Below are 25,080 nucleotides of genomic sequence, written 5' to 3' on the forward strand. Positions count from 1 at the left end.
ACGCTTACCTATTTTTTCTTAGCACTAACGCGATAGATCACATTAGCAAAGTCGTCTGAGATCAATAAGCTGCCATCTGCAAGCTCTGCAAATGCAACTGGGCGACCAAATGTTTCTTCGTTTTGCATAAAGCCTGTGATGAACGGGGTGTACTTAGTAATACGACCTTGTTCAACATTCGCTAGCATCACTTTATAGCCTGATTTTTTACTACGGTTCCACGAACCATGCTCAGCAACAAAAAGCTGCTCTTTGTATTTAGCAGGAAACTGCTTACCGTTATAAAAATGAATACCTAGAGGAGCAACATGAGCACCAAGTGCAAGGGCTGGCGATTTATAGTCAGCAATACTTTTACCTTTGCCAAACTCAGGATCTAAAATCGCACCAGCGTGAACATAAGGGAAACCATAATGCGCGCCCTCTTCACCTTCACCAACACGGTTAATTTCGCATGGTGGCATGTCATCGCCCATCATGTCACGGCCGTTATCACTAAACCAAAATGCATTCGTTGTAGGGTGATAATCAAAACCAACTGAGTTACGAACACCTTTGGCGATGGTTTTAATTTCTTTTGTATCCACATCTAACGAGAAGATACGGCCGTATTTGTCGTCTTCCGCACAAATGTTACATGGCACACCCACTGGCACAATTAGCTCACCGGTTGGCGCAAAACTAATAAACTTCCAACCATGGTGACGATCAGTTGGAAACTTGTCGTATACCACGTCGAATTTAGGATCTTTTAGGTTTTTGTCTACGTCTTTAAAACGAATGATACGTGACACTTCAGCCACATATAAATCACCATCTTTAATCGCTAAACCTGATGGCATTTCAAGGCCTGTAGCAATGACAATCTTTTTATCTGCAACACCATCACTGTTATGATCAATCAGTGCATAAACATTACCTGCTTTACGCGAACCTGCGTAAACAATACCTCTTTTTGATACCGCAATTTGACGCGCGTTTTCAACATCATCGGCAAACAGGCTTATAGAAAAGCCATCAGCAACTGTTAATTTATCGAGAATATCTTTTGCCATTACAGGCGCTGATAACAAGCTCAGCGATAATAATGAGGTCAGTAGTTTTTTCATTTTTGTCTTGCCCTTTAATTCTTTGCTAGCAACTAAGTTGCTACACCCTTTATTAAACTTCTGCGCGGTTACCGTGATCTTCTAACCATTGGCGACGGTCTGACGAACGTTTCTTCGCAAGTAACATATCCATCATTTCCATGGTTTGTTCTTCTTCGTCTAAAGTTAGTTGCACTAAACGACGCGTATTAGGATCCATGGTGGTTTCGCGTAATTGTAACGGGTTCATTTCACCTAACCCTTTGAAGCGTTGAACATTAACCTTACCGCGTTTTTTCTCAGCTTCAATGCGCGCTAAAATACCGTTCTTTTCGTCTTCATCAAGGGCGTAGTAAACCTCTTTACCAATGTCGATACGAAATAGCGGCGGCATAGCTACATACACATGGCCTTGTTTGATAAGCGATGGAAAGTGGCGAACAAACAGCGCACAAAGCAAGGTAGCAATGTGCAATCCATCCGAGTCAGCATCGGCCAAGATACAAATTTTGTTATAACGCAGACCAGATAAATCACTTGAATCAGGGTCAATACCCAAAGCGACAGAAATATCATGCACCTCTTGCGATGCTAAAATCTGCCCAGATTCAACTTCCCAGGTATTTAAGATTTTACCGCGCAGCGGCATAATTGCTTGGAACTCACGGTCGCGCGCTTGTTTTGCTGAGCCACCCGCTGAGTCACCCTCTACTAAAAACAGTTCAGTACGGTCATTATCTTGGGCGCTACAGTCAGTTAATTTACCCGGTAATGCAGGGCCTGAGGTAACACGCTTACGCACAACTTTTTTAGCAGCACGTAAACGGCGCTGCGCATTTGAGATACATAACTCAGCTAATAATTCTGCCGTTTCTGTATGCTCGTTTAACCATAAACTAAATGAGTCTTTCACTACACCAGATACAAATGCAGCACATGAGCGAGATGAAAGCTTCTCTTTTGTTTGGCCTGCAAATTGTGGGTCTTGCATTTTAACCGATAATACGTAGCTACAGCGCTCCCAAATATCATCTGGCGTTAACTTTACACCACGCGGTAATAAGTTTCTGAATTCGCAGAATTCACGCATAGCTTCAAGCAAGCCTTGGCGTAAACCATTAACATGCGTACCGCCTTGTGCAGTAGGAATTAAGTTTACATAACTTTCAGCGATTGATTCACCGCCTTCAGGTAGCCATACAACAGCCCAGTCAGCGCCTTCTGTTGAACTTGAAAAGTCACCAATAAACGGCTCTTTTGGTAATACTTCAAAACCTTTAACTGCTTCAACTAGGTAATCTTTTAAACCTGTTTCGTAATACCATTCTTGGCTTTCTTTGGTTTGCTTGTTGGTAAACTTAATGCGCAGGCCTGGGCACAATACCGCTTTGGCTTTTAATAAGTGATTAAGCTTAGTGATAGAAAAGTTAGCTGAGTCAAAATAGCTAGCATCAGGCCAAAAACGCACGGTTGTACCTGTATTACGCTTACCCACAGTGCCAATGACGTTTAAATCTTCAACCTTGTCACCGTTTTCAAAGGCCATACGAAATTGCTGCGCATCACGGCGTACTGTTACTTCAACACGAGTCGATAGCGCATTTACAACCGAAATACCTACCCCGTGTAAACCACCAGAAAACTGATAGTTTTTATTAGAGAACTTACCACCGGCGTGCAGCTTGGTAAAAATAAGTTCCACACCAGGAATACCTTCCTCAGGGTGAATATCAATCGGCATACCACGGCCATCATCGATAACCTCAAGGGAGTTATCTTCATGAAGGATGACATCTATTTTAGTGGCATGACCTGCCATTGCTTCATCGACACTGTTATCGATAACTTCTTGACCTAAATGATTAGGTCGAACCGTGTCGGTATACATACCTGGGCGGCGTTTTACGGGCTCTAATCCGTTTAAGACTTCAATTGCTTCGGCGTTATAATTTTGCTGACTCATAGTTTTTATATCTTTTATGCGCTTAGCTATGTTTTACGTGATTTTAAGAAAATCTACAATACTTGCAAAGGTTTGTTCGAAGCCGATAAAACTATGATCGCCTCCAAATTCAACGTGTTGCTTACACTGAGAATAATATTTAACCGCCTGCTGAAACGGCAGTACTTCATCGCCCGTTTGCTGTAGCAAATAAATCAATGAAGGGGTGTCTAATTGCGGCAAATATAAGCTACGCAATGCATCCATGTGACGGGTACCAAGTTCATAATGACTGTCTTGGTACGGGTTATAGTTTTCCCCTAAATAGTTATCAAGTAACTCAAATGGACGAACCGCAGGGTTAATGACCACCGCAGGGATCGAATAACGTTGCGACAAATAGGTCGCATAAAAACCGCCTAATGAACTACCTAGTAATACAGTATCATCATTTAGCAGTTGTTCTAATTGTAAAATTGCATGTAATGGCTCATGAGTTAATCGCGGCACCTGATAATCGACATCAAATTGCGCCATGTGCTCACCAAAACGAACGGCTTTGTAAGATTGCTCAGAGCTATTAAAGCCATGAATATAAATTACTCGTTTAGCCATACTACATCCGTGCTTAACAGTAAGTTTTGTTGCTCATCAATTATTAAGTCGATGATTCGAAATGCGGGGCCCAAATCCTCTTGCTGCCACGCCATAGTGTGTTTGGTAAACTGTATTGAGCTGGCCGGTGTCGCATACACACTAAGATTACGGTAGGTTTGCGTGTACCCATGATGCACATGACCATGAAATACCCCCACACACTGCTCAGTATTAACACAGGTATTTAAAAACTGCGGGCCATTTTCTAGCATATGTTTATCTAGGTAGGCTTGAATAGGCAGCGGGTTATGATGACAAAACACCACGCTAGGTACCTGCCCTACCGCTTGGCTTAATTCATCTAAATGCGTTTGTGTTACCCAACCTGCTGGCGTTGGGCCTTTTGAGTTTGCCAACAGCAGCTGCCCACCTAAAAAGGTAATTCGCTTATTGTTTAAAATTTGCGGGCTTGTAAGCTTTTCATATTCGGCAAGTTCATCATGATTACCCGGCAACCAAAACACCGGACAACTCAGCGCTGAGTCTGCTATTAATTTAGCAAAAAGCTGGTAAGACTCAGTGCTGTGATCTTGTGTTAAATCACCACCAAATACCACACAATCCACATCGAGCTCAGAAATAGCCTGTAAACAGCGCCCAAAATACGCTGCCGTATTTACGTTAAAGTATTCACCCGTTGTGTCTTTTGATAAGTGGCAATCAGTGATATGGGCAACTTTCAGTGCTGTTTTATCAAAATGGTAGGCGTTACTAAACCAAGCCATTATTTACATCCCAATTTAAAACTGCTCGGCCATTTTCAACACAAGCCACCAGCCAGTCATATAAGAAGGCGTTAAGCTGATATTTTTCATCTTTTTGATGCATATTCGGATTCGGGTAAGCATAGGAAGGCTTGATGCGCTGATGAAAATCATGATGCACAATTTCAGCGACTTTCGCATCATGATACATGCGCACAGTTAAATACAATGGCTTAACCGAAGGTAAATGACCGGCTTCTTGTTTGATAGAAATATCTGTGGTGTATTTTGCTGTATCGTCAACTTTAACCGCAAAAGTGCTGTGCCCTAATTGTACCTTTCGTTCCTGACCTATACGGCGCTCATTAGGTAATAGCTTGAGCGCACGCACGTAATTATGCTCACACAAAGTTAAGTACTTAGGTAAGCTTTGAATATAACGCTGCTGGGCACTGACGTACGACAAAATAATCCCCTATGAGTTTTTCCAATCAGACAGTATACGTTGCTTATTCAGTGCTAACCACTGTAATGAGATAACTGTCGCTGCATTATCAATTTCACCCTGTTCTAGACGCAGCATAGCTTCATCGTATGACATTACATGGGTTTTGATATCTTCATCTTCATTATCAAGGCCAAAAATACCGCCTTGATACCCTGCTAAGTCAGTGCGCGCTAAATATAAATACAAACGCTCCGTGGTGCCGCCGGGGCTTGAAAGATACGACATCATAAATTCTAGCTCGTTAAGCTCAATTCCCGCTTCTTCGAACGCTTCGCGCTTCGCTACATCTTCATAATCAGTACTGCCATCTGCCATGCCTGCAATACACTCAAGTAACCAAGGTGACTGCTTTGATGCGAGCGCTCCGATTCTGATTTGTTCGATTAACAAAACTTGGTCTGTCGCAGGGTCATAAGGAAGTACAGCAACAGCATGGCCACGCTCTAAAATTTCGCGTTTAACTTCTACTGATTTACCACCAGCAAACAATGCATGATGAAAGCGATAAGTATTAATTTTAAAGAAACCATCATAAACACGCTCAATCGGCTTTAACTCTATGTCATCATGATTAAATTGTGAGATTGCTGATATTTTCATTCACTATTTCCTTTGCGTTTTAAGTAAATGTTACGGCCAATTATATTCTGTTACACTTGGACATGCAGATTTACGTAATTTTTTTTTGGTTATTCATTAAAAAAGAGTACCATGGTCACAGTACAAAATTGTCTAAGGACTGAACGAACAATGAAAAAAACACTACTCGCTGCGCTGATCGGGTTTTCAAGCGCACTGACTGCAACAGCTAGTTACGCTGAAGACTTACTACAAGTTTACGAAATTGCGACAGCAAACGATCCTACCGTACTTAAAGCAAAAGCCCAAGCAGATGCACAAGCCTATGAGAGCGATCGCGCGTTAAGTGCACTATTACCACAAATTGGTTTAAGCCTTGGTTACCAATCAACCAAATCAGATCTTTACGAGGGTAATGATGCTACGGGTTATGCAGGTTATGACTATGATCCTGATGAATTTAGCCGTGGTATTAGCTTAAACCAAACGCTGTTTGATTTAGGTGCATGGAATTCACTCGGTATTGCAGATAAACAAGCATTACAAGCAAACGCTCAGTATGATTTTGCACGCCAAGACTTAATTGTTCGTGTTGCTGAAGGTTACTTCAACGTACTAAGCGCAATCGATAACCTTGAGTTTGTTCAAGCAGAAAAACGTGCCATCGAGCGCCAATTACAACAAACTAAAGAGCGCTATGCGGTAGGTTTAACAGCTATCACTGACGTACACGAAGCGCAAGCTCAGTACGATAACTCTGTAGCACAAGAAATCGTTGCTAAGAACAGTGTTGAAACAGCGCGTGAGCAACTTCGCGAAATCACTGGTAAATACCACGCGAAATTAGACATGTTGAATACTGAAACGTTTTCAACTGTTGCACCTAAAAAGCAGTCAACTGACTACATTGAAATTGCAAAAGACCAAAACTTAAATCTGCAAGTGTCAAAAGTAACGGTTGATATTGCTAAAGATCAAATCGATTTAGCAAAAGCAGGTCACTATCCGAAGCTAACATTAAGTGCTTCATACGGTGACAGCCTAACTGATCTAAACAGCAACTCACACCAGCCACGCGAAGATAGTACAAGTATTGGTGTTAACTTCAGCCTACCTATCTACTCAGGTGGTGCAACAACAGCAGCGACAGATCAAGCACGCGCTTTCTATGTTGCGGCAAGTGAAGATTTAGAAGCAAGCTTACGTGCAGTAACTCGTTCGGTTATCACATCGTACAACCAAGTAGTGTCTGACATTGCTACTTATAAAGCGCTACAACAAGCTGTTGTTTCTGCTGAAAGTGCGCTTAAAGCAACTGAAGCAGGCTTTGAAGTTGGTACACGTACTATCGTAGACGTACTGATCAGCACGCAAAACCTTTACAATGCAAAAAGTAATTTAGCAAACGTGCGTTACCGCTATGTTGTTTCAACACTTCGCTTGAAACAAGCTGCTGGTACACTAACTAGCGAAGACCTTGTTGCAATTAACCAAGGTTTAAAAGAAATCTAAGCATTTCTTCTATAAAGTCCTTATTGTAAAGCCAGCCTCGTGCTGGCTTTTTTGTGTTTTTAAGGACATACAGTTAAACTAGCTTTTTTATTTTTAGAGATTTTTTTGTGGTTAGTTCATCTCCTTTTAAAGCGTCTTTTTTAGGCCCTCGTTACTGGTTAACTTGGATTGGCGTGTTCTTTTTATATCTTATCTCTTGGTTACCACATAAATTACAACTAGCGCTTGGAAAACTGCTTGGCCGTTTAGTACACCGTTTTATGAAACGTCGTCGCCATATTGCTGAGGTAAACATTCGTTTATGTTTTCCTGATATGCCAGAGCATGAACAACGCGAACTAGTTCGAAAGAATATGGAAAATACCGGTATTGCAATGATGGAAACCGGCATGGCTTGGTGGTGGCCCCAGTGGCGAATCAATAAAGTGTTTGGTTCTGTTAAAGGCCTAGAGCACTTTGAAAAAGCTCAGCAATCAGGTAAAGGTGTGCTGTTGCTTGTGCCACACTTTTTACACCTAGAAATGGCGAGCCGTATTATGGGTGTTAAACACCAAGGTATTGGCTTTTATCGCCCGCATAACAACCCTTTAATGGAATATTTCACGACTAACGGTCGTCTTCGTTCTAACGAATACTTAATTGGCAAAAAAGATGTTAAAGGCTTACTGCAAGCGCTTAAAAATAAAAAGGTTTGCTACTATTTGCCAGATCAAGATTACGGCCGTAACCGCTGCGAATTTGCGCCTTTTTATGCGGTAAAAGAAGCAGCAACAACAACAGGAACGCTGTTATTTTCAAGTAGCCGTAACTGCGAAACAGTAAGCTTAACGAGCCGTCGTGATGAAGAGGGTCGCTACCATCTAGAGGTATTACCTGCACTTGAAAACTTCCCAAGTGGCGATGACCTTGCAGACGTTACCCACGTAAATCAGCGTATGGAACAAGCTATCGATTTAGCGCCTGAGCAGTATATGTGGCTCCACCGTCGCTTTAAAACTCGCCCTGATAAGAATGCACCTTCTTATTACAAGTAGAGTGACATTTTACCGTTTGTATGGTTTTATAAAGCTAATCAACAACAAGAGTATTAGAAATGTGGTTTTGGGTTAAGCATTTATCATTAGCTGTTATTTTGATTGCTGCTGCTATTTACTTTTTATTTGGTAGTGGTCCAGTAATGGACATTAAAGATACCAAAAATGCTGCAGCGCAAGGATTATCGCGCTTTTATGCGGCGCTACGTAACCAAGTAAATAACAAGAATAATGAGCGCGATAAATACGTTCTTAAATTACCTACGCCAGAAACCAGCTTAGATGTCGCACTTTTTGAACGCGAAAAAGTCGTAGAGCCTTCATCACCTAACTGGACTGGTGATATTCAACCGCGCCGCTTTGAAAATGGTAACACCTTAAAAGATGTACTCTCTGACTATGCTCGTCACGAAGATATCGTACTGTACTGGTATTTAAGCAAAGACTATGTTGTAAAAGATCATTTTCGCGTTGATAGTAACTTTGTCTCAACCCTTTATCAGGTTGGCCGCGCCATCAACGATGATTTCGAAAATGAGGTTTACACCTATTTTTGCTTTAAGCAAAGAGCCGCAGTTATCACTGAGCTGCCCTCTGCTTATGTGCGCGAAAACTGCCGTCGCTTAAAAAGCTAAAACACCTGTTGCCACGCCTGACTTACTAATTCGATGTGCTGAGTTAACTCAGCACGTTGCGCACAACGCCCTTGCTGATTCAAACTCATTACATGATAACGTGAACGATAGGCAATATACGCAGCCACTAATTCTTGCTGCATTTGCTCAGTAATACAGCCTAAACGTGCAGCATCAGCTAAAATACGCACATTGTCAGACCAGGTCGTTAGCTCAGAGTGCTGCATTGCATTATTCAGCACCAGATACTGAGTGATAAACTCAATATCTGTAATACCGCCCCTATCTTGCTTTAAATCAAACAGATCATCATTGCCTTTAGCAAGGTGAGCACGCATTTTTTCGCGCATCTCAACCACATCAATCTTAAGCTTCTCATTATCGCGGGCTTGGCACAAAACGTCTTTGCGGATTTGTGCAAAACGCTCTCGCAACGAATCTTGCCCATAAATCATGCGTGAACGAACCAAAGCTTGATGTTCCCAGGTCCATGCTTGAGTTTGCTGATAGTGGTAGTAACTTTCTAAATTAATAGCTAGTAAACCCGATGCCCCTTCAGGACGTAAACGAGTATCAAGCTCATACAATATGCCTGACGCAGTTCGCGTGTTGAATAGATGCATTAAGCGCTGCGCAAGCTTTAAGTAAAACTGACGGGAATCAATCGACTTATCACCATCGGTATAACTGCTACCATCGTGGTTATGCACAAATACCAGATCTAAATCTGAATCGTAGCCAACTTCAAAGCCGCCAGTTTTGCCGTAAGCAATAACAGCAAAGCCCTTTTCTTGATCTGAGGTATTCGCTGGTCGACCAAAGCGCTCAACACATGCATGCCATGCAATATTGACCGCTTGCTCTACAATAGCCTCAGCAAGTGCAGTAAGATGATCGCTTACCTTCATCACACTCAGTACACCGGTTGCATCGGCTGCTGCAATGCGTAACTGATGCGTTTGTTTAAACTGACGAAGTGCTTCCATTTGCAGCTCTAAATCGCCATGTTCAATACGCAAGAAATACTGCCTTATTTCATCTTTGTAAGCAGATAAAGGCGTCGGTTTATAGAGCACCTGTGGATCGATCAGCTCATCAAGTAAAATTGGGTAACGAGAGATATGCTCGCCAATCCATTTACTATGGCAGCAAAGTGCAACCAATTGATTTAACGCCCCTGGGTTTTCGTATAACAGCTCTAGGTAGGCAGTTCGTGAGATGATCTTATTCAACACTTGGCAGATCATGGTAAAAGCGTCGCTACTGGCTTTTGTAACTGTTAACTGTTTAAGTAAAAGCGGCATTAATTTGTCGAGGATATCACGACCTCGACTGCCAATTTTCGCCTTAGTTAAGCGCGCTTTAAAATCTTCAAGCGCCGCTTGCCAGTCAAGATTTGGCTCACACATCAGGCTAACATCTGTCATTTCCCAAGCGCTAATGTACTCACTTTCACACGGATCTGCCGTTTCGCTTTCAAAGCCAATCACTTGTTCGAACTCACCATGTACTTGAGACATGGTCTGCTCAATGCTAGTTAAACACTGATCAAAATCATCTTTATTGAGCAAATAGCATAAACGCTGCTGGTTTAACTCGTCATCAGGTAGGGTTTGCGTTTGCTTATCATCGAAAATCTGTAGGTACTGCTCTATTTGACGTAAGTCTAAATAGTTTTGTGTTAATAACTCAGCTTCTTTATTCGACATCACTTGGTTGTTAACCAGCTCTTTTAAAGCAACCAGTAATGACTGAGTTTGTAGGTTCGCTTCACGGCCGCCTCGGACCATTTGCAGCGCTTGTACTACAAACTCTACTTCTCGAATGCCGCCAGCACCTAATTTGATATTGTTTGTAAGGCGCTTTCGGCGTACCTCTTGAGCAATCATTTGCTTCATCTTGCGCAGCGATTCAATCACCGAAAAATCAATATAGCGGCGGTACACAAACGGGCGTAGCAATTCATAAAACTCATCCCAATACCTATTTTCTGTGCCAATTAATCGCCCTTTTAGCATGGCGTAGCGTTCCCACTCACGTCCTTGTTCTTGGTAATAATCTTCCATTGCATGAAAGCTCATTACCAAAGGCCCACTTTCACCAAATGGGCGCAGGCGCATATCAACCCGAAAAACTTGGCCATTTACCGTAGTTTGGTTAAGCGCCATAATTAGCTTTTGCGCCACTTTGGTATAAAAAACTTGCGCTTCAATGGAGCGGCGCCCCCCTTGCGTTGCAACATCGCGAGGGTAAGAAAAAATTAAATCTATGTCAGATGAGTAGTTAAGCTCTCCCCCACCAAGTTTGCCCATACCTAAAACTAACATTGGCATTGCATTATCGTCATCATCAAGCGGCATGCCACTGACTTTTGCGACCTGCGCAAAGGCCCACTGATTGGCACTATCGATAAGCTGGTTTGCAAGGGCCGAGATATAAGCGATGCTATCGGCAATTGGGTTTGCACAGCACAAATCAAGAAAAGCCACTTTCAACCAGTATTTTTCTCGATACAAACGTAACTTTGCCAGCGCAGCATTGTCATCCAGTTCATTGATTTCAGAATTACTTAACGGAGCTTCAACTGCACGATTAGCAAGCTCCTTATCATCAAGTAACCAGTCTTTTAAATCAGGCTGAGATTGTAAGCAGTTCCACGCAAAGTCACTTAAAGACAGCAAGTTAATAATCTTTTGTTGCTCAGTTTGCCCCTCATACAAGCTCGCGAAGCGGGTTTGGCCTAACTGATGAAGTGACTCGGGAAGCGCGTGTAAATTACTCATTAAATACTCTCTTTTAACTTGCCAATAACCGTACTAGAATGATTATCAAAGAATTATTTAGCAGGGACCTGCATGTCATATTTATCACTATCTAACACTAGTTTAGTCGCGATTGCTATTAGTTTCGCTGTAATTTGCGTCACTATAGTACTGCTACGTATTCTAACGCAAATCAAAGCAAAACAAGCGCTTAAAGAAGAGCTTGCGCAACATGATAACTTTGCCATGGGGATCAGCTTTGCCAGCGAAATTATGGTCGTTATAGCCACTATCGCTTATATATTTGATGAAATTAGCTTAAGTGCAGCCCAATCTAACCCGCTAAAAGTACTTTTACTCATTGTGCTGTTGTTTGCCTTTATAAAAATAGGCCATTTAATTCATCGTAAATGGATTTTGCATCGCTTTAATGAAGAAGCAGCCATTCTAAAGCAAAATGTCTGCGCCGCTTTAGTTGATTCAGGCATGTTAATCGCAAACTGCATTATCGCTCTTGGCCTTTATAACTGGTGCCATACCCAAGGTTACAGCAGCTTATTGATCGCCACTGTGAGCTTTTTTGTGCTGCAAGGTATGTTTGCCCTTGATAGTAAAATTCGTGAATATCGCTTTGCAAAAGCCAACCAAGGTGCATCACTACAAAGTAACTTTAACCTTGAAAATACCTCTATTGGCATTCGCTACGCGGGTAAGTCTATCGGCCTAGCACTTGCGGGCTATGCTGGTCTTGCCAGTGCATCATTTATTAGTGGTAAGATGGTAGAAAATTTATTCACTCTAGTATCTCATTGCGGTGCAATGTGGGTATTGTTATATATTTTGAGCTACATTATTAAATATATCTCTCTACCTAATATCGACACATCGTTAGAAGTAGATCACCAAGATAACATTGGCATAGCCTGTATAGAGTTTGCCGTTTTCGGTGCAATAGGCTATTTACTAATAAGTATGTTTTCAATTTGATACGGAAGTATTTGAATCGTGAGGCATTATGCCCTTTAAAGTTAATAATTATTTATTAGTTGATATAGATGATGAGTTTAGCCGCGCATTTGCTCAGCACTACTTTGCAAATGCCGAAAATTCGACTCTAGTTGTGGCTGGTGCTAATAGCCGCCATATGGTTAAACTCATGTTTGATCAACTCGTTAAGGATTATTGCTATTGCGATTTTAGTAATGAAATTAGTGTCTCAGAACTCGCCAGCTATTTACATGAACACCACGATATTCAAGGTGTACTGATTAATCAGACTGACTATCAACTGGCGAATGATGCACAAAAATTTATTTATAACTCACTTCACAAAATACGTTACTTAGTGCAACAAGATGGACATAGTTTTAGTTTTACACCTTGCCCGGATGCTGCTCACATTAACCACCTTTCTTGCCAGTCTGAGATTGCCGAAACCACTGCACATGTTTTAAGTGCCAAAGACGAATTTAAATAACAAATAAATAATTGCACCTAAGCCGCTGTATACTTACCATATTGCTAAATTTATTGATAAGTGACAGCCATGCGAGTTCCACATATTTACCAACCTTCAGCGATTTCTTTAAACACCCCAGTAGCACTTGATGATGATGCAGCAGGTCATGTTGGCCGTGTATTGCGTATGCAAGTCGGTGATAAGGTTTCGATTTTTAATGGTGAAGGAGGTGAATACCTCAGTGAAATTATTGAAGTCAGCAAAAAAAATGTCGTCGTTGAGCCTCAGGAATTTGTTGATCATGATGTTGAATCGCCTTTAAAAATTCACTTGGGCCAAGGCATTTCTCGTGGCGATAAAATGGATTTCACTATTCAAAAATCTGTTGAACTGGGTATCACAGAAATCACCCCAATTTTTAGCCAACGTTGTGGCGTAAAACTAAGTGGTGACAGACTGCAGAAAAAACATCAACAATGGCAAAAAATTGCAATTGCCGCCGCAGAACAATCAGGCCGTAATTTTGTGCCTGTTGTACACCCTCCTATCGATATAAAAGACTGGCTAGAACAAGCAAGTGAGGCGATTAAACTTACTTTGCACCCGCGTGCTGAGCACAGTATTAAAACTATTCAAGTACCAAACGAAGGAGTGCGCTTTTTAGTCGGCCCTGAAGGAGGATTTACCGATGCAGAAATTGACATTGCTAAACAGCAAAACTTTGTTGATATTCGCTTAGGCCCACGTGTTCTGCGAACAGAAACAGCCGCTCTGACGGTATTGAGCGCATTACAATTACAGTTTGGCGATTTAGCGAATTGAAAACCGTAAAAATACCCATATATCAAAGTAACAAAACATAGTATGGCATACGATTCTAAGGCAAAAATATGGCAATTAAGCTAGGCATAATCTCTGATCCAATTAGTGGCTTTAATATTAAAAAAGACACTGGCTTTGCAATGATGATGGAAGCGCAACAGCGCGGTTACGAAATTTACTACATGGAAATGGATGACCTTTCTCTACGTCAAGGTCAAGGCTTTGCAACAGCCGCCAAAGCCCGTGTGTTTGATGATGTAAATCACTGGTATGAATTAGAAGAAAAAGCCACCATTGCTTTAGCAGATTTAGACGTTATTTTAATGCGTAAAGATCCGCCTTTTGATACTGAGTACATCTACGCTACCTATATTTTAGAGCGTGCTGAGCAAGCTGGCACGCTTATAATCAATAAGCCGCAAAGCTTACGCGATGCTAACGAAAAGCTATTCACAGCTTGGTTTAGCGAACATACGCCTGATACTTTAGTAACACGTAGCCAAGCAGACATTCGTGCATTTTTAGCTGAGCATAAAGATATTATTTTAAAACCGCTAGATGGTATGGGTGGTGCATCTATCTTTAGAGTTAAAGAAGATGATGCCAATATTGGTGTGATCTGCGAAACGCTAACCGAACATGGTAGTCGTTTTGCAATGGCACAAAACTATATTCCTGAAATCAAGCAAGGCGATAAACGCGTACTTGTGGTCGATGGTGAAGTAATGCCGTATTGCCTAGCTCGTATCCCACAAAATGGCGAAACGCGCGGTAACTTGGCAGCAGGTGGTAGAGGTGAAGCACGCCCGATTAGCGATTCAGACCGTAAAATTGCAGAGGCTGTAGCACCTACACTAAAAGAAAAAGGCCTTATTTTTGTTGGTCTAGATATCATTGGCGACCGTTTAACTGAAATCAATGTCACTGCGCCAACGTGTGTAAAAGAGATTGAAGCCGCTTATGACATTTCAATCACTGGTCACTTATTTGATGCCATTGAAAGAAAACTGAGCCATACTTAAATTAAACAACAAAAGGGGCGACCTATGCAGTCATTAGAGAATCACTTCTTAATCGCAATGCCGAGCATGCAAGACCCTTTTTTTAAGCGTGCTGTCACTTACATTTGTGAGCACAATCAAGATGGTGCGATGGGCTTGGTAATTAACCAGCCTATCAATATCACCGTGGGTGAGCTACTCGATAAAATCGAAATTGATAACGACAAAAGCAAGCAAGCTGCAGGTTTAGCTGTGTACGCAGGCGGACCTGTAAAAACCGATCGCGGATTTGTTCTGCACTCACCAAAACCAGGTTATGCAGCGAGTCAAAAACTTAGTAGTGATATTATGATCACCACTTCAAAAGATGTGTTAGCAAGCCTAACCACGAGTGAAGCACCTGAACAATTTATTATCACACTGGGTTATGCTGGTTGGGATCAAGGACAGCTAGAGCAAGAACTGCTTGAGAATTCATGGTTAATTATCAAAGCAGATCCTGAGATCATCTTTAACACCCCTGTTGAAAAACGCTGGGAAAAAGCCGTTTCTATGCTGGGTTTTGATATCGGGCAATTAAGCTCTGAAGCTGGCCACGCCTAACATTTATAAATTTTAAGACTATGACAAAACGAACTTTTAAGCCACTCGGTGAACGCACCGTAATGGGTTTTGACTTTGGCACCAAAAGTATTGGTATTGCCATTGGTCAAGAGCTCACAGGAACAGCATCAAGCTTACAAGCTGTAAAAGCGAGAGATGGGATCCCTGATTGGCAACTTATTAAAAAACAAGTGGATGAGTGGCAACCTGATTTAATGGTGGTTGGTTTACCGCTTAATATGGATGGCACCAATCAAGAAGTTACTTTTAAAGCTAAGAAGTTCGCAAACCGCTTACACAACCACTTTGCTATACCGGTTGAAACGCAGGATGAACGACTAACAACGGCAGATGCCAAAGCGCGTTTGTTCGAACAAGGTGGCTACCGAAACCTTGGTAAAGGTAATGTTGATAATATGTCAGCGGTGATCATCTTAGAAAGCTTTTTTGAGCAGTTTTATGGCGACTAAGGCGCTTTATTAATCACCGTATAGTTGTTTAAATCTGGAATGAAGCCTGCCTCTCGGTAGGCTTTTTCAATTGCGCCTGTTTTACGAAGCTGCGCAAGCCCTTTTTGAATTGCATCAAAGGCCGCTTTTCCATCGGGGTGACTCTTCGAAATAATAAAATGACGGCTATCATTAAGCTGGAGCACTAGGTTTGGCACAGCTACCAGTTCAATGTTTTCTAATGTGTAGCGATTATTGAGGCTAGGCATTAAGGGCATCATCATAAAATCAACCCACTGCATCGATACAGTGCGGACTTGCCCAAGCCACTCATCTTCTCTGAGCAACTCTTTTAAGGGCAGAGCAGATAACGTTTGCCAATCGGTTTGCCAGCGTGGCGTTGACACTGCGGTTAATTGTTTAAAGTCAGCAAGCTGTTTTACTTGCTGCACTTTCTTATTGTTCGGTGAAGTGAATATACCCGCAAAATACTCACCATCTCTAATCACAGGATCAGAGATATATACCGACCCAACTAGCTGCTTTGCATCAACAGACCAAACACTATCGAAGCTTAATAGTAGCTGGCCATCTTCTAACAGCTTGGTATTGCGATAATTAACATTGCCTTTGTGATAACGAAATGGCTTGGTAAAACCGCCTAAACTCAATGCTTGTTGAGCTATGATCATATCGACCACATCACGGCGAATGTAAGCACCACTGAAGTCTTTAACTTCAAGAGGTTTGCGACCATTCAAAAAGCGACTGTAATCGTCATAAACATCATCGCGAATAAAAATAACCACACTTTTATTATCATTGCCATATACCTGAAAGGTACTCAGCAATAAAAATAACCAACCGATTAAATTTACTCGCAAACACATTTATTCGTCACTCTTTCCATCAAGACCATCGATAGTCACGCCTTGTAAGAAGCCCGCACCACTTTGTTCATTGTTTTGCAGCTTAATCATTAGGCGTAAGTCATTTGGCGAGTCAGCATGGTGTAACGCATCAGCGTAGTTAATACGGCGCTGTTTATAAAGCTCAAATAAGGCTTGGTCAAAGGTCTGCATGCCCATTTCTTTCGATTTAGCCATGGTTTCTTTGATAGAGCCAATATCACCACGCTTGATGAGCTCTGCCACCATAGGTGAATTAAGCAAAATCTCGATAGCAGCAACACGCCCTTCCCCATCGGAAGTTGGCACCAACTGCTGAGCAACAATGGCGCGAAGGTTAAGTGCTAAGTCGTACTTTAACTTATCGTGCTTTTCTTTTGGTACTAAGTGCATGATACGGTCAATGGCTTGGTTGGCATTATTCGCATGCAGTGTCGCCACACACAAGTGACCCGTCTCGGCAAAGCTGAGTGCGTATTCCATGGTTTCTTGTGAACGGATCTCACCAATTAAGATCACATCAGGTGCTTGACGTAACGAGCTTTTTAGAGCTGATTCAAAGCTTTCAGTATCCAAACCAACCTCACGTTGGGTAATGATACTTTTACGATGCTCGTGAACAAATTCGATAGGATCTTCAATGGTAAGAATATGACCACGCTGATTGCGGTTACGATAACCTAACAGCGCTGCAAGCGAGGTTGATTTACCCGTGCCTGTACCACCTACAAACAGCACTAAACCACGTTTTGCCATAATCACGTCGGTTAATGTTGATGGCAAACCTAGTTCGTTGACATCTGGGATTTGCGTCACGATACGGCGAATAACCATACCCGCTCTATCACGCTGCCAAAAGGCAGAAACACGGAAACGGCCTTCATCAGTCGCAATTGCGAAGTTACACTCTTTACTGTCATGAAATTCTTTGCGCTGTTTGTCGTTCATTGCTGACTCGACCAAAGCGAGTGAATCCTCATCAGAGAGCTTCTCATCGCTTAAAGGTATTAATTCACCGTTTACTTTTGCACTGACAGGCAGCTGGCTCGAAACAAACAAGTCTGAGCCTTTTTTGTCGATCATAACTTGTAAAAAATGATTTAAAGGTAAAGACATTTTAAATAGCTCCGTTAACCACCAAATTGGGTTTTATCTTGCGCTTTAGCTCGCGCATCATTGGTTGTAATAATGCCGTAGTTAACTAAGTTTGCTAAACATTGATCCATGGTCTGCATACCATGCGATGCACCGGTTTGAATTGATGAATACATTTGTGCAATTTTATCTTCACGGATCAGATTTCGAATTGCAGGAATACCTATCATGATCTCGTGAGCTGCAACTCGGCCACCGCCCACTTTTTTAAGTAAAGTTTGCGAGATTACGGCACGTAATGATTCTGACAACATTGAACGTACCATGTCTTTTTCTTCACCTGGGAATACGTCAATGATACGGTCGATAGTTTTTGGTGCTGATGTGGTATGCAAGGTACCAAACACCAAGTGACCTGTTTCTGCTGCGGTCATCGCTAAGCGAATCGTTTCAAGGTCACGCAGCTCACCCACTAAGATTACATCCGGATCTTCACGTAGTGCACTTCTAAGTGCATTAGAGAAGCTATGCGTGTCACGGTGAACTTCACGCTGGTTAATAAGGCTCAGCTTATTCTCATGTACGAATTCGATTGGATCTTCAATAGTTAAAATATGGTGATGCTTATTTTGGTTAATATAATCAACCATCGCCGCTAATGTGGTTGATTTACCCGAACCCGTTGGCCCGGTGACTAGCACCAAACCACGTGGATTATCGGAAATGGTTTTAAAAATATCAGGCGCACCTAAATCATCCAGTGTTAAAACATCACTTGGGATAGTACGAAACACCGCCGCAGGGCCACGGTTTGAGTTAAATGCGTTAACACGAAAACGCGCAAGGTTTGGTACTTCGAAAGAAAAATCCACTTCGAGATTTTGTTCGTAGTCCTTACGCTGATTATCGTTCATAATATCGTATACCAGACTATTTACATCTTTTTGTTCTAATGCTGGAATATTAATACGACGCACATCACCATCAACACGTATCATGGGTGATACGCCTGATGACAAGTGTAAATCCGAGGCTTTGTGTTGCACACTAAAGGCCAATAATTCGGTAATATCCATTTATGACTCCACAACCAACTGATAATTATATGGTTACAATAGCAGAACGACTTACATCCGCCTACGCAAGAATTGCTCAAGCTGCAAAAAATAATCACCGCGATGAGCAATCAATCAACCTATTGGCTGTTTCAAAAACAAAACCTGCCGACGATATTATTGCTGCCTATAAGCATGGTCAACGCCAGTTTGGCGAATCATACGTTCAAGAAGCGGTAACAAAAGTCACAGCATTGGCTGATTATAAAGACATTATTTGGCACTTTATCGGCCCTATTCAATCAAATAAAAGTGCCCAAGTAGCCACGCATTTTGATTGGGTACAAAGTGTTGACCGCACTAAAATTGCAAAACGTCTTAATGAGCAACGACCAGCCGACAAAGCCCCGCTCAATGTATTAATTCAAGTTAATATTAGTTTAGAAGAGGCTAAGTCAGGCTGCCACCCAGACGAGCTAATGGCATTGGCCGAATTCGTCAATCAATGTCCTAATTTATGCCTGCGCGGTGTGATGGCGATTCCTGCCAAAACCGATGATGCCCAGCTACAATTACAATATTTTGAGCAATTAAGCGCTTGCTTTGATAAACTAAAGGCCCAATATCCCCAAGTAGACACCTTGTCGATGGGTATGAGTAATGATGTTGAAGCGGCGATTGCAGCGGGTTCAACCATGGTACGCATTGGCACGGATATATTTGGCCAACGAAATTAAAAGGTGATAACAGACATATGTCAGACAAAAAAATCGCATTTATAGGCACGGGTAACATGAGCTACGCCATCATTGGCGGCATGGTAAAGAACGGTTTTGCAGCAAAAAACATCATTGCAACCAATCGCAACCAAGAAAAATTAGCTAAGGTTGCTGCTGATTTCGGGGTGCAAACTACCGCGGATAACAACGCGGCACTTCGCGATGCAGATGTGATTGTCTTATCTGTTAAACCACAAATGATGGGCGATCTTTGCCAATCATTCCAAGATTCAGGCGTTGATTTTAGCGACAAGCTATTTATTTCAGTGGCCGCTGGCCTTACCGTTAGCCGTTTACGTGAAATGCTAGGTCAAGATGTGAAAATGGTACGTTGTATGCCAAATACACCATCATTACTAGGCCGTGGTGTTTCAGGTCTATACGGCGCGGATGAAACCGCTGAAGAGCACGAGTTTGTACAACAAGTTTTTGAGTGTACAGGCATTGTTGTTTGGGTTGAGCAAGAGTCACAAATCAACGACATCATTGCTGTTACAGGCTCATCACCTGCTTACTTCTTCTTATTTATGGAAGCTATTGAAGAAAAAGCGAAAGCACTTGGCTTTAGTGATGAAGATGCGCGCCGTTTAGTGCAACAAACCGCACTGGGTGCTGCCGAAATGGCTCTTTCGCAACCAGACATCAGTATTTCTCAGCTACGTGCAAACGTAACCTCTAAAGGGGGTACGACTCACGAAGCTGTTGAGCATCTTAAATCACAAGGTTTAGTCGGCACAGTTGCAGGTGCAATGGATGCCTGTATTGCTCGCGCTGAAGCGATGGAAAAAGAACTTTAAGCTTACTTTTTGAAGGTAAAACTATGCAAGCCATGCACTTTTTAGTTGGGATTATTTTTGATCTCTTTTTAATGGTGGTCCTTTTACGCTTTTGGTTACAAGCGGCAAAAGCTGACTTTTACAACCCTATGAGCCAGTTTGTGGTGAAAGCCACTTCGTTCGCAGTGAACCCACTTCGTAAAATCATCCCAGGAGTGGGTGGCTTTGATATTGCTTCGTTAGTGCTTGCTTATTTAGTTGCTGTAGCAAAACTCAGTGTTATTTTTCTGATGTTTTATAACGCTTGGGCGCCAGGTCCGGTATTTATTCAAGCGTTAATTACGGTAGTTAAAGAAGGCCTAAACTTACTATTTTGGGTATTAATTATTCGTGCTTTACTAAGTTGGGTAAGCCAAGGCTACAACCCAATTGAGGCTGTATTCCACCAGCTAACTGAGCCGATGTTACGTCCCATTCGTAAGGTTATCCCACCACTAGGTGGTCTAGACCTATCAATCTTAGTGTTGATTATTGGTCTACAGTTTTTACAGTTTTTAGTAATGGATTTAATTGGCTAAGCGTTTAACGTTAAGCAGTAAGGGGCCGAAAGGCCTCTTTTGTTAAGTGAGATATACCATGAAGCAATTTATTTATTTTTCTTTGATTGTATTGAGTTTATTTACAACCTTTGCCAAAGCTGATGAACAAGCAGGCGCCCAGTACAAGGTTCTTGGCCCTTGGGAAGTTCATTACATTGCATTTCCATCGACTTTTATTCAGCCAAACATTGCTAAAAACTATGATTTAGAGCGTAGCCCTAGCAAAGGGATTATTAATATTTCGGTATTAAAAAACAGCGATAAAACAGCGCAGACTGCAACTTTAACTGGCACTGCACGTAACCTACTTGGTAATAAAAAACAGCTTACATTTAAAGAAGTTGTTGAAGGCGATGCGATTTATTACCTCGCGCAAATCGATTACAGCAACGAAGAAATTTACCGTTTTGATATCGAAATTAATCAAAATGGCAAAGTACAAACGCTGAAGTTTCAGCAAAAATTTTACGTAGATTAGTAGACCTATGAACAACACCTTGGTTTTAGCCACGGGTAACCCTGGCAAAGTAAAAGAGCTGGCAAGTATGCTCAGCCCACTTAATATTAACGTGGTTCCACAAAGCGATTTTCAAGTACCAGACGTGCCAGAAACAGGCACCACATTTGTTGAAAACGCCATTATTAAAGCGCGCCATGCAGCAAAGATCACAGGCTTGCCTGCGATTGCTGATGACTCAGGTCTTGAAGTAGACGGTCTAAATGGTGCACCAGGAGTGTACTCTGCACGTTTTGCCGGAGCGGGTGCCAGCGATCAAGATAATATAGATAAGCTACTGAAAGAGCTTGCTGATAACCCAGTTCGCAGTGCGCGTTTTTGGTGTGTGTTAGTATTAATGCGCCACGCCGACGACCCTACACCACTTATTTGTAGTGCTAGCTGGGAAGGCGAAATCACCCATAGCCAAGATGGTCAAGGTGGTTTTGGTTATGATCCTGTTTTTTACGTACCATCTGAGCAATGCACTAGCGCTCAGTTAACTAAAGAGCAAAAAAATGCCCTTAGCCATCGCGGCCAAGCTTTAAAACAACTACTTGCGCAATTGCAGCAAAAAGGCGGCCTGTGAGTTTACCGCCTTTAAGTTTATATGTGCACGTGCCTTGGTGCGTGCAAAAGTGCCCTTACTGTGACTTTAATAGCCATGGCCAAAAAGGCACGATCCCCGAAAAAGAATACGTTCAACATCTTATTGATGATCTCAAGGCCGATTTGCACTTAGTGCAAGGGCGTAAAATCCACAGCATTTTTATTGGCGGCGGCACCCCAAGCTTATTAACCGGTGACGCATATACTCGCCTACTTGGTGAAGTCGACAAATTAATTGGCCTAACTGATGACTGTGAAATTACCCTAGAGGCAAACCCAGGTACCGTCGAAACAGGCCGCTTTAAAGAATATGTTGCCGCTGGCATCAATCGTATTTCGATTGGTGTGCAAAGCATGCAAAACGACAAGCTAAAAGCCCTTGGCCGTATTCATGGTGCTGATGAAGCAAGTTATGCGGCTAAACAGGCGCATCAAGCAGGGCTAAACAGCTTTAACCTTGATTTAATGCATGGCTTACCAGGGCAATCTGTTGCAGACGCCTTAAGCGACCTTGAAAAAATTATCGCCCTTAATCCACCTCATATCTCGTGGTATCAGCTAACCATTGAGCCAAATACTCAGTTTGCTTCTAAGCCACCGACCTTACCTCATGACGACACCCTTTGGGATATTCAAGAACAAGGTCAAGCGTTACTCGCAGCAGCAGGTTATGAGCAATACGAGATCTCAGGCTACGCGAAGCCCGACTACCAATGCCGTCATAACTTGAATTATTGGCGATTTGGCGATTATCTCGGTATCGGCTGCGGTGCCCATGGTAAAATTACTGATGAAAATAAACTCATCACCCGTACCGTGAAAGTAAAACACCCTCGAGGTTATATGGATCTTGCCAAACCGTATTTATACGAACAATGGCAAGTAGCAGAAGACGACTTAGCTTTTGAATTCTTTATGAATCGTTTTCGTTTAGTCGAACCCTGCCCCAAAGCTGATTTACCTTTGCTTACAAGTTTGTCACTGCAAAGTCAGGAACAAGCCTTGACTGATGCAATTGCAAAAGGCTTACTAATTGATGATAAAGATAACTGGCAGGTAAGCCCAAAAGGCCACCGCTTTTTAAATGACCTGCTAGAATTATTCGTTTAAGAATTATAATTAAATTTCTAACAACTACAAAGGAACGATAATGCGTAAACTGACCTTCATCGCTGCGGCGGTAAGTGTTGCATTACTTGGCGGCTGCCAACAAATGCAAGAGCAACCGAAGCCTGCACCAAGTGTACAAAGCCAACCTGTACAAAGTGAAATCGATAAAGCTAATGCCTTCTTCGAAGATACTTTTAACCGTGATGTAATGAAAAGCCCTATCTATCAAACATACATGGGCATCAAAAAAGATTACGACAAATGGGACGATGGCAGCGAAGAGCGCGTTTTAGAAGACTTTGAACAAACTAAAGCTGACCTAGTTGCGCTTAACGCAATTAACCGTGACCTATTAGATGACGCAACAAAAGTAAGCTACGACCTTAAAAAGCAAGATTTAGAAAACGAAATTGCTGATTTCAAATGGCGTCATTACAACTACCCTGTGAACCAAATGTTTGGTGTTCACTCGATGATCCCTGCGTTTTTAATCAACCAACATCAAATTGCCGATGTATCTGATGCTAAAGCGTATATCTCACGTTTAAATGGTGTTACAACGGTTATTGATCAGCTAATCAAAGACCTTGAAGTACGAGCAGATAAAGGCATTATCGCGCCTAAGTTTGTTTTCCCACACGTGATTGATTCAAGCAATAATATCTTACGCGGCGCACCATTCCATGACGGTGAAGACTCAACGTTACTAGCTGACTTTAAACGTAAAGTTAATGCATTAGAGATTGCTGACAGCGAAAAATCTGCACTTATCAGCGACGCTGAAAAAGCCCTAAAAGCAGCAGTAAAACCTTCTTACACTAAGCTAATTAACTTCTTAGCTCAGTTAGAAAAACGCGCTGATGACCGTGATGGTGCTTGGAAATTCCCTGACGGTGAAGCGTTCTACAATAATGCTTTAGCACGTACCACAACGACTGATTTAACAGCGAAAGAAATCCACACAATTGGTTTAGCTGAAGTCGCGCGTATTCACGACGAAATGCGTGAAATTAAGGACAAAGTAGGCTTTAAAGGTGACCTTAAAGCATTCATGCAATTCATGAAAACTGATAAGCAGTTCTACTACCCTAACACGGCTGAAGGTAAACAACGTTACCTTGATGAGGCAACAGCGCTTATCGATAACATGAAATCTCGTCTAGACGAGCTATTCATTGTTAAGCCAAAAGCTGACCTTAAAGTTAAAGCTGTTGAAGCATTCCGTGAAAAAGCTGCAGGTAAAGCGTTCTACCAACAACCTGCACCAGATGGCTCACGCCCAGGCATTTATTACGCAAACCTTTACGACATGGAAGCAATGCCAACATACCAAATGGAAGCACTTGCGTACCACGAAGGTATTCCTGGTCACCACATGCAAATTGCTATCGCGCAAGAGCTTGAAGATGTACCTAAGTTCCGTAAGTTTGGCGGCTACACAGCGTATGTTGAAGGCTGGGGTTTATACTCAGAGCTAGTACCAAAAGAAATGGGCTTATACGAAGACCCATATTCAGATTTTGGTCGTCTTGCGATGGAATTATGGCGTGCATGTCGCCTAGTAGTAGATACAGGTATCCACGCTATGAAGTGGACACGTCAAGAAGGTATCGACTACTACGTAAATAACACACCAAATGCGACGTCTGATGGCGTTAAAATGGTTGAGCGTCACATTGTAATGCCTTCACAAGCAACGGCATACAAAGTGGGCATGCTGAAAATTTTAGAGCTTCGTGAAGCAGCTAAAGAAAAACTAGGCGATAAATTCGATATTCGTGAATTCCACGATGTAGTACTTAAAAATGGTGCAGTACCATTAAATGTACTAGAGAAGTTTGTTGACCAATGGGTTGCTAAAAAACAAGCAGCTTAAGCAATAAAGACTTGAAAAAGGC

At 42.1% G+C, this 25,080-nt stretch carries 26 protein-coding genes; 16 read left to right on the forward strand and 10 right to left on the reverse strand.

Annotated features, from left to right (window positions below; genetic code table 11):
* Nucleotides 1–8: 8 nt before the first annotated feature.
* The 6 genes from L1D51_RS01950 to L1D51_RS01975 are packed head-to-tail and all read right to left on the reverse strand — an operon-like array spanning nucleotide 9 to nucleotide 5,499.
* Nucleotides 9–1,109 (reverse strand): PQQ-dependent sugar dehydrogenase, encoded by a 1,101-nt coding sequence (locus tag L1D51_RS01950; protein ID WP_054562724.1) that lies wholly within the window; start codon nucleotides 1,107–1,109, stop codon nucleotides 9–11.
* 52 nt (nucleotides 1,110–1,161) lie between these two features.
* Nucleotides 1,162–3,051: a DNA topoisomerase IV subunit B gene (gene parE / locus L1D51_RS01955; protein ID WP_054552648.1), complete on the reverse strand. Its 1,890-nt coding sequence runs from the start codon at nucleotides 3,049–3,051 to the stop codon at nucleotides 1,162–1,164.
* Nucleotides 3,052–3,084: 33 nt separating this feature from the next.
* Nucleotides 3,085–3,645 (reverse strand): YqiA/YcfP family alpha/beta fold hydrolase, encoded by a 561-nt coding sequence (locus L1D51_RS01960; protein WP_055021196.1) that lies wholly within the window; start codon nucleotides 3,643–3,645, stop codon nucleotides 3,085–3,087.
* The gene (locus tag L1D51_RS01965) at nucleotides 3,630–4,412 is read right to left on the reverse strand and encodes a metallophosphoesterase (RefSeq protein WP_239962376.1); all 783 of its coding nucleotides are present in this window, start codon (nucleotides 4,410–4,412) and stop codon (nucleotides 3,630–3,632) included. The genes L1D51_RS01960 and L1D51_RS01965 overlap by 16 nt, the downstream gene beginning before the upstream one ends.
* Nucleotides 4,399–4,857, reverse strand: a complete 459-nt coding sequence (locus tag L1D51_RS01970) for a DUF1249 domain-containing protein (RefSeq protein WP_054562727.1) — start codon at nucleotides 4,855–4,857, stop codon at nucleotides 4,399–4,401. Before L1D51_RS01970 ends, L1D51_RS01965 begins: the two co-directional genes overlap by 14 nt.
* Nucleotides 4,858–4,866: 9 nt before the next feature.
* Nucleotides 4,867–5,499, reverse strand: a complete 633-nt coding sequence (locus L1D51_RS01975; RefSeq protein ID WP_055197686.1) for an NUDIX domain-containing protein — start codon at nucleotides 5,497–5,499, stop codon at nucleotides 4,867–4,869.
* 150 nt (nucleotides 5,500–5,649) lie between these two features.
* Here L1D51_RS01975 and tolC point away from each other — a divergent pair, with 150 nt between their 5' ends.
* The 3 genes from tolC (at nucleotide 5,650) to L1D51_RS01990 (ending at nucleotide 8,659) form a co-directional block, all read left to right on the forward strand.
* On the forward strand, nucleotides 5,650–6,990 hold the full coding sequence (tolC, locus tag L1D51_RS01980) for an outer membrane channel protein TolC (RefSeq protein ID WP_055021194.1): 1,341 nt from the start codon (nucleotides 5,650–5,652) through the stop codon (nucleotides 6,988–6,990).
* A 107-nt stretch (nucleotides 6,991–7,097) separates the two neighbouring features.
* Nucleotides 7,098–8,024, forward strand: coding sequence for an LpxL/LpxP family Kdo(2)-lipid IV(A) lauroyl/palmitoleoyl acyltransferase (lpxL, locus tag L1D51_RS01985; RefSeq protein WP_054562730.1), 927 nt, complete (start codon nucleotides 7,098–7,100; stop codon nucleotides 8,022–8,024).
* A gap of 59 nt (nucleotides 8,025–8,083) precedes the next feature.
* Nucleotides 8,084–8,659 carry a TcpQ domain-containing protein gene (locus tag L1D51_RS01990; protein WP_054562731.1) on the forward strand — a complete coding sequence of 192 codons (576 nt, stop codon included), beginning with the start codon at nucleotides 8,084–8,086 and terminating at the stop codon, nucleotides 8,657–8,659.
* Here the strand turns inward: L1D51_RS01990 and glnE are convergent.
* The gene (gene glnE, locus L1D51_RS01995; protein ID WP_239962378.1) at nucleotides 8,656–11,442 is read right to left on the reverse strand and encodes a bifunctional [glutamate--ammonia ligase]-adenylyl-L-tyrosine phosphorylase/[glutamate--ammonia-ligase] adenylyltransferase; all 2,787 of its coding nucleotides are present in this window, start codon (nucleotides 11,440–11,442) and stop codon (nucleotides 8,656–8,658) included. The two genes, L1D51_RS01990 and glnE, sit on opposite strands and share 4 nt — an antisense overlap.
* Before the next feature lie 72 nt (nucleotides 11,443–11,514).
* Here glnE and L1D51_RS02000 point away from each other — a divergent pair, with 72 nt between their 5' ends.
* The 6 genes from L1D51_RS02000 to ruvX all read left to right on the forward strand — a co-directional run bounded on the left by L1D51_RS02000 (nucleotide 11,515) and on the right by ruvX (nucleotide 15,776).
* The gene (locus L1D51_RS02000) at nucleotides 11,515–12,408 is read left to right on the forward strand and encodes a DUF350 domain-containing protein (protein WP_054562733.1); all 894 of its coding nucleotides are present in this window, start codon (nucleotides 11,515–11,517) and stop codon (nucleotides 12,406–12,408) included.
* A gap of 28 nt (nucleotides 12,409–12,436) precedes the next feature.
* The gene (locus L1D51_RS02005) at nucleotides 12,437–12,898 is read left to right on the forward strand and encodes a hypothetical protein (RefSeq protein ID WP_054562734.1); all 462 of its coding nucleotides are present in this window, start codon (nucleotides 12,437–12,439) and stop codon (nucleotides 12,896–12,898) included.
* A gap of 69 nt (nucleotides 12,899–12,967) precedes the next feature.
* Nucleotides 12,968–13,702, forward strand: coding sequence for a 16S rRNA (uracil(1498)-N(3))-methyltransferase (rsmE, locus tag L1D51_RS02010; protein WP_239962380.1), 735 nt, complete (start codon nucleotides 12,968–12,970; stop codon nucleotides 13,700–13,702).
* Nucleotides 13,703–13,770: 68 nt separating this feature from the next.
* Nucleotides 13,771–14,724, forward strand: coding sequence for a glutathione synthase (gene gshB, locus L1D51_RS02015; protein ID WP_054562736.1), 954 nt, complete (start codon nucleotides 13,771–13,773; stop codon nucleotides 14,722–14,724).
* A 24-nt stretch (nucleotides 14,725–14,748) separates the two neighbouring features.
* Complete coding sequence (locus tag L1D51_RS02020; RefSeq protein ID WP_054562737.1) at nucleotides 14,749–15,306, forward strand: YqgE/AlgH family protein; 558 nt, start codon at nucleotides 14,749–14,751, stop codon at nucleotides 15,304–15,306.
* Nucleotides 15,307–15,326: 20 nt separating this feature from the next.
* Nucleotides 15,327–15,776, forward strand: a complete 450-nt coding sequence (ruvX, locus tag L1D51_RS02025) for a Holliday junction resolvase RuvX (RefSeq protein WP_054562738.1) — start codon at nucleotides 15,327–15,329, stop codon at nucleotides 15,774–15,776.
* Here the strand turns inward: ruvX and L1D51_RS02030 are convergent.
* From L1D51_RS02030 to L1D51_RS02040, 3 genes are read right to left on the reverse strand one after another with little or no spacing between them, the layout of a single operon-like run.
* Nucleotides 15,773–16,645, reverse strand: coding sequence for a hypothetical protein (locus tag L1D51_RS02030; RefSeq protein WP_239962382.1), 873 nt, complete (start codon nucleotides 16,643–16,645; stop codon nucleotides 15,773–15,775). The genes ruvX and L1D51_RS02030 overlap by 4 nt on opposite strands.
* Nucleotides 16,646–17,779: a PilT/PilU family type 4a pilus ATPase gene (locus L1D51_RS02035; RefSeq protein ID WP_054562739.1), complete on the reverse strand. Its 1,134-nt coding sequence runs from the start codon at nucleotides 17,777–17,779 to the stop codon at nucleotides 16,646–16,648. It lies immediately after the preceding gene.
* 14 nt (nucleotides 17,780–17,793) lie between these two features.
* Nucleotides 17,794–18,834: a type IV pilus twitching motility protein PilT gene (locus L1D51_RS02040; protein WP_054562740.1), complete on the reverse strand. Its 1,041-nt coding sequence runs from the start codon at nucleotides 18,832–18,834 to the stop codon at nucleotides 17,794–17,796.
* Nucleotides 18,835–18,836: 2 nt separating this feature from the next.
* Here L1D51_RS02040 and L1D51_RS02045 point away from each other — a divergent pair, with 2 nt between their 5' ends.
* From L1D51_RS02045 to L1D51_RS02075, 7 genes are read left to right on the forward strand one after another with little or no spacing between them, the layout of a single operon-like run.
* Nucleotides 18,837–19,550, forward strand: a complete 714-nt coding sequence (locus L1D51_RS02045; protein WP_239962384.1) for a YggS family pyridoxal phosphate-dependent enzyme — start codon at nucleotides 18,837–18,839, stop codon at nucleotides 19,548–19,550.
* 17 nt (nucleotides 19,551–19,567) lie between these two features.
* Nucleotides 19,568–20,389: a pyrroline-5-carboxylate reductase gene (gene proC, locus L1D51_RS02050; protein WP_055021189.1), complete on the forward strand. Its 822-nt coding sequence runs from the start codon at nucleotides 19,568–19,570 to the stop codon at nucleotides 20,387–20,389.
* Nucleotides 20,390–20,412: 23 nt separating this feature from the next.
* Complete coding sequence (locus tag L1D51_RS02055) at nucleotides 20,413–20,946, forward strand: YggT family protein (RefSeq protein ID WP_054562743.1); 534 nt, start codon at nucleotides 20,413–20,415, stop codon at nucleotides 20,944–20,946.
* Between the two features lie 58 nt (nucleotides 20,947–21,004).
* A complete protein-coding gene (locus L1D51_RS02060) occupies nucleotides 21,005–21,445 on the forward strand; it encodes a DUF4426 domain-containing protein (protein ID WP_054562744.1) in 441 nt (146 codons plus the stop codon).
* A 7-nt stretch (nucleotides 21,446–21,452) separates the two neighbouring features.
* Nucleotides 21,453–22,052, forward strand: a complete 600-nt coding sequence (locus L1D51_RS02065) for an XTP/dITP diphosphatase (protein WP_054562745.1) — start codon at nucleotides 21,453–21,455, stop codon at nucleotides 22,050–22,052.
* Nucleotides 22,049–23,182: a radical SAM family heme chaperone HemW gene (gene hemW, locus L1D51_RS02070; RefSeq protein WP_239962394.1), complete on the forward strand. Its 1,134-nt coding sequence runs from the start codon at nucleotides 22,049–22,051 to the stop codon at nucleotides 23,180–23,182. Before L1D51_RS02065 ends, hemW begins: the two co-directional genes overlap by 4 nt.
* Before the next feature lie 40 nt (nucleotides 23,183–23,222).
* The gene (locus tag L1D51_RS02075; protein ID WP_054562747.1) at nucleotides 23,223–25,058 is read left to right on the forward strand and encodes a DUF885 domain-containing protein; all 1,836 of its coding nucleotides are present in this window, start codon (nucleotides 23,223–23,225) and stop codon (nucleotides 25,056–25,058) included.
* Nucleotides 25,059–25,080 lie beyond the last annotated feature (22 nt).

This window comes from Pseudoalteromonas shioyasakiensis, assembly GCF_022398475.1.
GTDB lineage: Bacteria > Pseudomonadota > Gammaproteobacteria > Enterobacterales > Alteromonadaceae > Pseudoalteromonas.

Coding starts and splice junctions, on each gene's coding strand:
- L1D51_RS01950 (WP_054562724.1), bottom strand. CDS start 1,109: ATGAAAAAACTACTGACCTCATTATTATCGCTGAGCTTGTTATCAGCG.
- parE (WP_054552648.1), bottom strand. CDS start 3,051: ATGAGTCAGCAAAATTATAACGCCGAAGCAATTGAAGTCTTAAACGGA.
- L1D51_RS01960 (WP_055021196.1), bottom strand. CDS start 3,645: ATGGCTAAACGAGTAATTTATATTCATGGCTTTAATAGCTCTGAGCAA.
- L1D51_RS01965 (WP_239962376.1), bottom strand. CDS start 4,412: ATGGCTTGGTTTAGTAACGCCTACCATTTTGATAAAACAGCACTGAAA.
- L1D51_RS01975 (WP_055197686.1), bottom strand. CDS start 5,499: ATGAAAATATCAGCAATCTCACAATTTAATCATGATGACATAGAGTTA.
- tolC (WP_055021194.1), top strand. CDS start 5,650: ATGAAAAAAACACTACTCGCTGCGCTGATCGGGTTTTCAAGCGCACTG.
- L1D51_RS01990 (WP_054562731.1), top strand. CDS start 8,084: ATGTGGTTTTGGGTTAAGCATTTATCATTAGCTGTTATTTTGATTGCT.
- glnE (WP_239962378.1), bottom strand. CDS start 11,442: ATGAGTAATTTACACGCGCTTCCCGAGTCACTTCATCAGTTAGGCCAA.
- L1D51_RS02000 (WP_054562733.1), top strand. CDS start 11,515: ATGTCATATTTATCACTATCTAACACTAGTTTAGTCGCGATTGCTATT.
- L1D51_RS02005 (WP_054562734.1), top strand. CDS start 12,437: ATGCCCTTTAAAGTTAATAATTATTTATTAGTTGATATAGATGATGAG.
- rsmE (WP_239962380.1), top strand. CDS start 12,968: ATGCGAGTTCCACATATTTACCAACCTTCAGCGATTTCTTTAAACACC.
- gshB (WP_054562736.1), top strand. CDS start 13,771: ATGGCAATTAAGCTAGGCATAATCTCTGATCCAATTAGTGGCTTTAAT.
- L1D51_RS02020 (WP_054562737.1), top strand. CDS start 14,749: ATGCAGTCATTAGAGAATCACTTCTTAATCGCAATGCCGAGCATGCAA.
- ruvX (WP_054562738.1), top strand. CDS start 15,327: ATGACAAAACGAACTTTTAAGCCACTCGGTGAACGCACCGTAATGGGT.
- L1D51_RS02030 (WP_239962382.1), bottom strand. CDS start 16,645: ATGTGTTTGCGAGTAAATTTAATCGGTTGGTTATTTTTATTGCTGAGT.
- L1D51_RS02035 (WP_054562739.1), bottom strand. CDS start 17,779: ATGTCTTTACCTTTAAATCATTTTTTACAAGTTATGATCGACAAAAAA.
- L1D51_RS02040 (WP_054562740.1), bottom strand. CDS start 18,834: ATGGATATTACCGAATTATTGGCCTTTAGTGTGCAACACAAAGCCTCG.
- L1D51_RS02045 (WP_239962384.1), top strand. CDS start 18,837: ATGACTCCACAACCAACTGATAATTATATGGTTACAATAGCAGAACGA.
- proC (WP_055021189.1), top strand. CDS start 19,568: ATGTCAGACAAAAAAATCGCATTTATAGGCACGGGTAACATGAGCTAC.
- L1D51_RS02055 (WP_054562743.1), top strand. CDS start 20,413: ATGCAAGCCATGCACTTTTTAGTTGGGATTATTTTTGATCTCTTTTTA.
- L1D51_RS02060 (WP_054562744.1), top strand. CDS start 21,005: ATGAAGCAATTTATTTATTTTTCTTTGATTGTATTGAGTTTATTTACA.
- L1D51_RS02065 (WP_054562745.1), top strand. CDS start 21,453: ATGAACAACACCTTGGTTTTAGCCACGGGTAACCCTGGCAAAGTAAAA.
- L1D51_RS02075 (WP_054562747.1), top strand. CDS start 23,223: ATGCGTAAACTGACCTTCATCGCTGCGGCGGTAAGTGTTGCATTACTT.